Origin of the sequence: Bacillus sp. AFS077874, from assembly GCF_002566505.1 — a bacterium.
In the GTDB taxonomy this organism is placed as follows: Bacteria; Bacillota; Bacilli; order Bacillales; family Bacillaceae_G; genus Gottfriedia.
In genome coordinates this window covers 57,960-66,985 of the sequence record NZ_NUYF01000003.1, presented here as the reverse complement: position 1 = coordinate 66,985, position 9,026 = coordinate 57,960, and the positions used below count along the sequence as shown (strand labels likewise).

General features: G+C 37.0%; 7 protein-coding genes and 1 riboswitch. All 7 genes read left to right on the top strand.

Annotated elements, in window-relative coordinates; genetic code table 11:
- Positions 1-60: 60 nt before the first annotated feature.
- The 7 genes from COJ46_RS01230 (at position 61) to COJ46_RS01200 (ending at position 8,794) form a co-directional block, all read left to right on the top strand.
- On the top strand, positions 61-1,119 hold the full coding sequence (locus COJ46_RS01230) for an alkene reductase (RefSeq protein WP_028401896.1): 1,059 nt from the start codon (positions 61-63) through the stop codon (positions 1,117-1,119).
- A 103-nt stretch (positions 1,120-1,222) separates the two neighbouring features.
- The gene (locus COJ46_RS01225; protein WP_098565619.1) at positions 1,223-2,215 is read left to right on the top strand and encodes an NADP-dependent oxidoreductase; all 993 of its coding nucleotides are present in this window, start codon (positions 1,223-1,225) and stop codon (positions 2,213-2,215) included.
- A gap of 252 nt (positions 2,216-2,467) precedes the next feature.
- A riboswitch (SAM riboswitch) is annotated at positions 2,468-2,574 on the top strand.
- An 83-nt stretch (positions 2,575-2,657) separates the two neighbouring features.
- The gene (gene mmuP, locus COJ46_RS01220; protein ID WP_097978445.1) at positions 2,658-4,067 is read left to right on the top strand and encodes an S-methylmethionine permease; all 1,410 of its coding nucleotides are present in this window, start codon (positions 2,658-2,660) and stop codon (positions 4,065-4,067) included.
- Positions 4,042-4,995, top strand: a complete 954-nt coding sequence (gene mmuM, locus COJ46_RS01215; protein WP_097978446.1) for a homocysteine S-methyltransferase — start codon at positions 4,042-4,044, stop codon at positions 4,993-4,995. The genes mmuP and mmuM overlap by 26 nt, the downstream gene beginning before the upstream one ends.
- Positions 4,996-5,704: 709 nt before the next feature.
- Positions 5,705-6,946, top strand: a complete 1,242-nt coding sequence (locus tag COJ46_RS01210) for an efflux RND transporter periplasmic adaptor subunit (RefSeq protein WP_098565618.1) — start codon at positions 5,705-5,707, stop codon at positions 6,944-6,946.
- A complete protein-coding gene (locus COJ46_RS01205; RefSeq protein WP_097978448.1) occupies positions 6,946-7,665 on the top strand; it encodes an ABC transporter ATP-binding protein in 720 nt (239 codons plus the stop codon). The genes COJ46_RS01210 and COJ46_RS01205 overlap by 1 nt, the downstream gene beginning before the upstream one ends.
- Positions 7,640-8,794, top strand: a complete 1,155-nt coding sequence (locus tag COJ46_RS01200) for an ABC transporter permease (RefSeq protein ID WP_353652153.1) — start codon at positions 7,640-7,642, stop codon at positions 8,792-8,794. Before COJ46_RS01205 ends, COJ46_RS01200 begins: the two co-directional genes overlap by 26 nt.
- Positions 8,795-9,026 lie beyond the last annotated feature (232 nt).

The window sequence follows — 9,026 nt, the reverse complement described above, 5'->3', positions numbered from 1 at the left end:
ATTTGCAGAACACGTAAATTCATTTCTTGATTCTAATTCTTATTAAAAAGGAGTATTCAAATGAGCAGATTATTTGAAAAAGTTCGTATCGGAAACATTGACTTAAAAAATCGTATAGGTATGGCTCCGATGACTAGAAGTAGAGCTTTACCAGATGGTACACCGAGCGATTTAGTAGCAGAGTACTATGGTCAGCGTGCTTCAGTCGGTTTAATTATAAGCGAAGGAACCCAACCTTCAGATGATGGGCAAGGTTACACTAATACACCTGGTATTTATACAGAAAATCATATTAAAGGGTGGAAAAAAGTAACTTCTAAAGTTCATAGTGAAGGCGGTCATATTTTTGTTCAGCTTATGCATGTGGGACGTGTATCACACCCTGATAACACACCTCACCACCGCCAAGCAGTTGCACCGTCAGCTATTGCACCTGGTGTAGAAATTTTCACGGCAGAAGGAATGAAAGAAATTCCAACACCAAGAGAATTGAGTGAGCTTGAGATAAAAGATGTTATCAATGAGTTTCGTTTAGCAGCACGTTCAGCAATTGAAGCTGGTGCAGACGGAGTTGAAATTCACGGAGCGAATGGTTATCTGATCCAACAATTCCTTAGTGAAAACTCCAATCATCGTCAAGATGCATACGGTGGTACGATTGAGGGTCGTTCTCGATTCGCTATTGAAGTAGCTAAAGCAGTTGTTGATGAAATAGGAGCAGAAAGAACAGGCATCCGTTTTTCTCCTCAAGGAACACTGCAAGGCATTGATGAGGGGGAAAATAGCCTTGAGATGTATCGCTATTTAATAAGTGAATTAAATAAGCTTAACCTTGCATATCTACATTTAATGCACTTTGGAAACGAGCAATTCCTAAAAGATGTGCGTCAACTTTGGGATCAATCACTTCTTGTTAACCGTCCAGGTCGTCCTCTAGATCAACTTTCGTCTGATGTAGATAATAATCTTGCGGATGTTGTCACAGTAGGCACTTGGGTACTAGCTAATCCAGACTTTGTAGAACGGATTCAATCAGGTGCTCCCCTAAACGAACCTGATAAAAACACGCTCTATGCAGGAGGAAAAGAAGGTTATACAGATTATCCTTTCTTAAAATAGTTTATTTAATATGAATATCCCATCTAGGGATATTCATAATCTTTTTTCTTATGTTCGTTATGAAAAGATACATGTGCGTTAAATAAAAATGTGGAGGATTGTAATGAAAGCTTTAGCAATTGAAAACTACGGTAAAAAACCAAATTTTTTAGACTTCCCTATGCCCAAAATAAATAATGACGAGGTCTTAGTTGAGATATATGCGGCAAGTATAAATCCTCTTGATACAAAAATTCGAAAAGGTGAATTAAAATTATTATTGAAATACAAGATGCCGTTAATTTTAGGAAATGATTTTTCTGGAAAAATTGTTGAAGTAGGTATTAGTGTCACGAAGTTTAAAGTCGGTGATGAGGTATATGGTCGACCTAGAGCAAATAAAATGGGAACTTTTACTGAATATCTCTCTGTTAACCAAGAAGATATTGCATTAAAACCTAAAAATTTAAGTTTTGAAGAAGCCGCCTCCATCCCTCTAGTCGGATTGACATCCTACCAAGCTTTACATGATATTCTGCGAATTGAAAAAGGACATAAAATATTAATACATGCAGGATCAGGGGGAGTAGGAACATTTGCTATCCAACTTGCAAAACATATGGGTGCTTTTGTCGCAACTACAGCTAGTGATGGTAGTGATTTAGTAAAATCTCTTGGCGCTGACGAAGTTATTAATTACAAGACAGAAAAGTTCGAACATTCGATTCGTGACTACAACGCAGTTCTTGATACCATTGGGGGGGCGACGTTAGAGAGATCATTTGTAACATTAAAAAAAGGAGGAAAGATTGTTTCTATATCTGGAATCCCGAATGGTCGCTTTGCTAAAGAAAATGGATTTAGCTCATTTAAAAAAACCTTATTTTCAATTGCAAGTTATAAACTTACGAAGCTAGAAAAAAAACATAATGTCCAATACACGTTTCTTTTTATGAAGCATAGTGGAGAGCAGTTGAAAATTTTAACAAAAATGTTAGAGTCAGAAGTGATTAAGCCTACACTTGATAAAGTTTTTATTTTCGAAGATGCCCAAAAAGCATTGGAGTATGCAGAGGCGGGAAGAGCAAAAGGAAAAATAGTACTTAAATTAAAATAATTAGTCTTATCTAACAAACCTTTCCTTAGGTAGAAAGTGTTTGTTTTTTTAACTTATCGAGGTTGCTTATAGAACTAACGCATGCGATAGTTGAAGATCAAGAGCAGCCATTGGCTGCTTTTTTATTTAGGTATTTGGCAGTTTAGTTGCATAAGAAATGATAAAATAGTAAGTCAATAATTGATAATTTTTTAAAAAAACCGAATTATCTTGACAATTTTCGAATGGATTGATATGGTTATAAAAAAATATTTCTTATCCAGAGAGGTGGAGGGACTGGCCCTTTGAAGCCTCAGCAACAGGTCTGCTTAAGTAGACACTGTGCTAATTCCAGCGGGTGATAACCTGATAGATGAGAGCTTCCGTTTTTATTTGTCAGTAGCGCACTCTTTTTTAGAGTGCGTTTTTGTTTTTTCTGGATAGTAACTAAAGGAGAGTAGTAATGGGGAACAAAAATGGGCAAGAATTTCAAAGGAACATGCAAGCACGTCATTTAGTCATGCTATCACTTGGTGGGGTGATTGGAACTGGCTTATTCTTAAGCTCGGGCTACACTATTCAACAAGCTGGCCCGTTTGGGACAATACTATCCTATCTGATTGGTGCGCTAGTGGTTTATCTAGTTATGCTATGTTTAGGAGAGCTTTCCGTACATATGCCTGAAACGGGCTCATTTCACAGTTATGCAGTTAAATACATTGGACCGGGTACAGGGTATACAGTAGCCTGGTTGTATTGGTTAACTTGGACTGTTGCTTTAGGTTCTGAATTTACAGCCGCAGGATTACTTATGAAGCGATGGTTTCCATCGATTAATGTTTGGATATGGAGTGCTATTTTTGCCATTTTGATCTTTGTATTAAATGTCATGACTGTTAAATTTTTCGCCGAATCCGAATTTTGGTTTTCATCGATAAAGGTTATAGCTATTGTGATTTTTATTGTTTTAGGAGCAGCGGCAATGCTAGGGTTTCTTCCGATGAGTCATTCAAAAGCAGCACCATTATTTTCTAATTTTACAAGTGGAGGTTTATTTCCTCATGGTGCTACGGGCATTATAATGACCATGCTTGCGGTTAATTTTGCTTTTTCGGGAACAGAATTAATAGGCATTGCAGCTGGAGAAACCGCGAACCCGGAAAAAATGATACCGAAGGCCATTCGAACTACTCTGTGGAGATTGATCATCTTTTTTGTAGGAACGATTTTTGTTTTATCTGCGTTATTGCCTATTTCCGATGCTGGTGTATTAGAGAGCCCTTTTGTTGTAGTTCTAGAACGAATTGGGGTGCCATATTCAGCTGACATAATGAATTTCGTTATCTTAACAGCTATTTTATCTGCGGCAAACTCAGGCCTTTATGCCTCTTCTAGAATGCTTTGGTCGCTTGCTAATAAGAATACGATATCTCCGATTTTTGGAAAAATGACGAAGCAAGGTGTTCCAATCAACGCCGTCATTTTCAGCATGGTGGGTGGAGCTTTGGCTTTGCTCTCAAGTATTGTGGCACCAGATACTGTCTATATCGTACTTGTTTCCATTTCAGGTCTAGCAGTAGTTGTAGTTTGGATGAGTATTAGTGCTTCACAGTTTCTATTTCGCAGACAATTTTTGAAAGAAGGAAATTCTGAAAAGGACTTGATTTATCGCACACCACTGTATCCATTAGTACCAATTGCTTCTTTTATCCTTTGTCTGGCATCGTGTATTGGAATTGCATTCGATCCAACACAGAGAATTGCCTTATATTGCGGCATACCGTTTATTTTGTTTTGCTATGGAAGTTATTATCTAACAAAAAATTTAAAAAAGAGGGGCGTAGATTATGTCGAACAAAGTCAATCCAATTGATGCTATTTTATCCCAACATTCCATTATGCTTCTTGACGGAGCATTAGCTACAGAATTGGAGGCGCATGGATGTAATTTGGACGATCCCCTTTGGTCGGCTCGTGTGTTACTAGAAAATCCGGAACTTATTTATCAGGTTCATTCGGACTATTTTCGTGCTGGTGCGGACTGTGCCATAACAGCAAGCTATCAAGCTACTATTAGTGGTTTTTCCGCGCGTGGAATACAAGAACAGGAAGCTTTGGAATTAATTAAGAAAACGGTGTTACTTGCAAGAAGGGCAAGAGATGATTTTTGGAAGGAAAATAAGCAAACGAATAGGCCTAAACCATTGGTTGTTGCATCGGTTGGGCCGTACGGGGCTTACCTTGCAGATGGTTCAGAGTATGTAGGCAACTATGGTGTGACAGATAAAACATTAGCAGACTTTCACCGTTCGAGAATGTCAGCGTTAATTGAAGCAGGTGCAGATCTATTGGCATTTGAAACGATCCCTTCCTTGCAAGAAGCAAGAGTATTAGATACATTATTACGTGAGTATCCAGAAACATATGCGTGGCTTTCCTTTTCATTAAAAAATGAGAAAGAGATTAGTGAAGGTATGAAACTCGTAGAGTGCGCAAGAGTTTTTGAGAAAAGTGAACAAATTGTAGCGGTAGGCATCAATTGTGCGCCAGTAACCGTTGTGACTGGTGCAATACAAGAGTTGAGGGCAAACACCAAAAAACCGATTATTGTTTATCCAAACTCTGGTGAAACTTATAATCCAGAAACAAAAACATGGCATGGTCATGAACAATGTAACGTGTTGGATATTCAATCTGAAGAATGGTACCAAGCAGGTGCACGTTTAATAGGTGGATGCTGCAGAACGACACCTTATCACATTGAGGAGATATCGAACAAGTGGCGTTCTTCCGAGTATTGAACCAATTATTCGTAATTAAAGTTAACGAAGAGGTTAATTTAGTTATTCAAAAAATAGTTCATATTGCTGAAAGTTATACAACTAACGCAGTGCGTATGTTGTATAAAATATCGGCCAAATACTCGATTTTTTTATTGTCCTAAATGGCAGATTCGTTGAATAAGAATAGTTTAATTTTTGTGGGAAATAGACGAAACTAAGGATGGTCGTATAGGTATTTTCTTCTCAATCGTACTAAAGATTAAATATGAAAAGAGTGTGAAAAAGCAATATTTTTGTAGATTTATTTGAAAGAATTAGATTTAAAATATATCGATAAATACAAGTAAACCCCCTTCAAAAACATAGAAGGGGGGTTATTTATTTTCTCGTAAATTAAACGTTTTAAATGCTTTGAATATGACCAATATTCTCTCCCCATTAAAAAGTATTGATTTTTGTTAAGGGAAATTTAAGGTACACAATCCAAAATGAGCTTATCAAATGAAATTAGGAGGAGTAAAAAAATAAATAAAAAAAGCTCTAATACAAGCGATCAATAGTAGAGTAAGTTTGCTGTATAAACGAATGACAAGCTCTGATTTTCTTAAAATGGTTACAAGATAGAGGTTCGGGGGATATGTGAAATTACGTAATCGCATGTATCTCAATAAAGAATAATCGGGTATATATTCATATCAATCTCAATGATGGAGAGGAGAAAAGTAAATTGAAAAAGTGGGTTATTATTTCAGTTATTGTTGTTGCTGTTGGAGGAGGAAGTGGTTGGTTTATATATAGTAAGAGTCAAGCAAATCAAGCCCAAAATGTGATGGCAACAGCACAAACAATTACGGCTCAAAAAGGAAAGTTAGAAGTAGCTGTTACTGGATCGGGTTCGGTAACCGCAAATACTGATGAAGATGTTACTGCGGCGAATACAATTCTTGTTGTGGATAGTGTAAGTGTTTCATCTGGAGAATCAGTAGATAAAGGTGACACACTTGTGACATTTAAAAATGGTGATGTTATTACGGCTCCAAAAGATGGAGAAATTACTAAGGTTTATGTAAGTAGCAGTAGCGGAGCATCGCAAGGAAAAGTACTAATGCGTATGGAAGATGAAGATGGAGTTACATTACCGATTACAAGAGAAGATGTTGACAGTTCCTCAAATAATTCTAGTACTGGAAATACTGGTGGTAGTAGTTTAATAGCGGATACTGTAAATGTGAAGGAAGGCTCAGTTGTAAAAGCAGGTGACACACTTGTGAAATTTACAGATGGTAGTATTTTACAGGCACCAGTTGCTGGAACAATTACTAGTCTTGCTGTTAATAGTGGAGATTCTGTACAAAGTTCTGCGACAGTAGCGCATATAACAAATTACAGTTCTTTGGAAACAACAATCAGTGTTGATGAATTAGATATCACTAAGGTAAAAGTTGGGCAGTCAGTAAAAATAACAGCAAGTGCTTTTGAAGGTGAAACATTCGATGGGATTGTAACGAAAGTAGCAAATGAAGGCACATCGACAAATGGCGTTTCAACATTTGATGTAACTGTAAAAATTAAAAATCCAAAAGGTTTGAAAATTGGTATGTCAACAGAAGCAAGTATTTTAATACAGAGTAAAGCAGATGCGTTATATGTTCCAGTAGAAGCAGTGTATAAAAATGGAGATGAAAAATATGTATTAGTTCCTACATCTACAGATGATTCTGGAGAATCTACAAGGAAAGTTACTGTAAAAACTGGTATCACAAATGATACGAATGTAGAAATTACAAGTGGATTAACAGAAGGAGAGTCTATTGAAATTCCGAGCGTTCAATCTAGAGGTAATTCCTCTCAAGGTGGATTTATGATGCAAGGTGGCAACTTCCCAGGTGGTGGCTTCCAAGGTGGAGATAACTTCGGAGGAAGAACTACTGAAAGAAACCAAACAGGTGGCGGACAAGGAGGTAAATAATGACTAACTTTGAGCCGATTATTCAAATAAAAAACATGACGAAAATGTATGAACTTGGCGGAGAAACGGTAATGGCTCTTCAGAGTGTATCCCTTGATATCCAAAAGGGTGATTTTATATCAGTCATTGGTCCATCAGGTTCAGGGAAGTCAACATTTATGAACATGATTGGATGCTTAGACCGACCGGATTCTGGGAGATATTTGATTGATAATGAAGATGTAGGGCAAATGAAGAGCTCGCAACTAGCGACTATACGGAATGAAAAAATTGGATTTATTTTTCAGAATTTCAATCTTATACCAAAGTTAACTGCGGTAGAAAATGTAGAACTTCCTCTCATTTATAGAGGGATGAAAACAGCTGAACGAAGAGAAATTGCTCTTTCAGCGTTAAAAAAAGTAGGATTAGTCGATCGAGCAAATCATTTACCTACACAATTATCAGGGGGGCAGCAACAGCGTGTCGCAATTGCGCGTGCCCTTGCTGGAAGCCCTCCTATTTTACTGGCAGATGAACCGACTGGTGCACTTGATAGTAAAACAAGTAAGGAAATTTTGGAGATTATGAATTTGTTAAATGAGCAAGGGCATACGATTATTCTAATTACACATGATTTAGAAGTAGCAAAACAAGCAAATCGTATTGTACGAATTCACGATGGCCAGTTATACGAGAATGGAGGAGAATGGTTTGCAGACACTGAGAATGGCGCTTAAGAGCATTAAAGGAAATAAAGTAAGAGCGTTCCTAACGATGCTAGGTATTATTATCGGTGTATCCTCCGTAATTGTGATGGTTGCGATTGGACAAGGATCAACGAAAGAAGTGCAAGATCAAATAGGAAGCTTAGGTACAAATGTATTAACAGTAAGTGTTACTGGCTCAGATGTAACGTTTAAAGAAGATGATGCCAATCAACTTAAGGACGTTAGTGCTGTAGAAGCGATTGCTCCGACTGTCTCTGGAAGAGTAACTGTAAAAAACGGACAAACGAACGCACAAGTGTCAGTAATAGGAACAACTTCACCTTATTTAAAAGTTCGTGATTTGGAGCTGCAATCAGGCAGATTTATCGCGGACTTGGATAATGATAATCACTCAAAAATAGCAGTACTTGGTTCAAGCACAGCACGAACATTATTCGGTTTTGGAAATCCAGTTGGTCAATATGTTAAAGTGAATGGAACATCATTTAGAGTTGTTGGGGTACTTCAATCAGTTGGTAGTTCACTAGGTTCAAGTGGGGACAGTACGATTTTTGTTCCGCTTAGCACAGCTCAGCGCTTGGCATCTACTACTTCAATTGGATCTGTCTATGTAAAAGTAGAAAATGAAAATATGATTAATTTTACATTACGTAGAATCGAACAAAAGATGATTACGATTATTGGCGATGAAGATAGCTATAGCGTTTCGAGTCCAGAGGATTTAATGGAAACTGCTTCATCAGTTAATAAAACGATGACTATAATGCTAGGTGGAAGTGCTGCGATCTCACTTATTGTTGGTGGTATCGGTATTATGAATATTATGCTTGTATCGGTTTCAGAACGTACAAAAGAAATTGGTATACGAAAAGCAATTGGAGCAAAGCGTGGAAGTATTCTTCTTCAATTTCTCATTGAATCAATGGTATTAAGTTCACTTGGAGGAATAATAGGCGTTGTAATAGGCGTTATAAGTGCAAAAATATTCACTATAACGACAGGAACAGCAATTGCATATTCTGTACCAGTTATGCTGTTATCATTTGTATTCTCTTTATTAGTTGGGATCGTATTTGGTGTTTTTCCAGCAAATAAAGCGTCTAAGCTTGATCCTATTCAAGCTCTTCGATATGAATAGTACGAATAAAGAGGTTGTCCCAAAAGTAAAACTTTTAAGGGGCACCTTTTTTTTGTGTAAAAAAGGAAAACATTCTCTACGATCGATTTATTACTTAAGTAAGAAACCTAATTAAGTTGATTATCTAATAAAATAGTATTTTAGGTTTCTATTCAAAAATGTCAGAATAGTCTATAATTATGGTCGTAACCTGAATTCAACCGTAAATAATGAGAAAAGTGAAAGGTGAGTA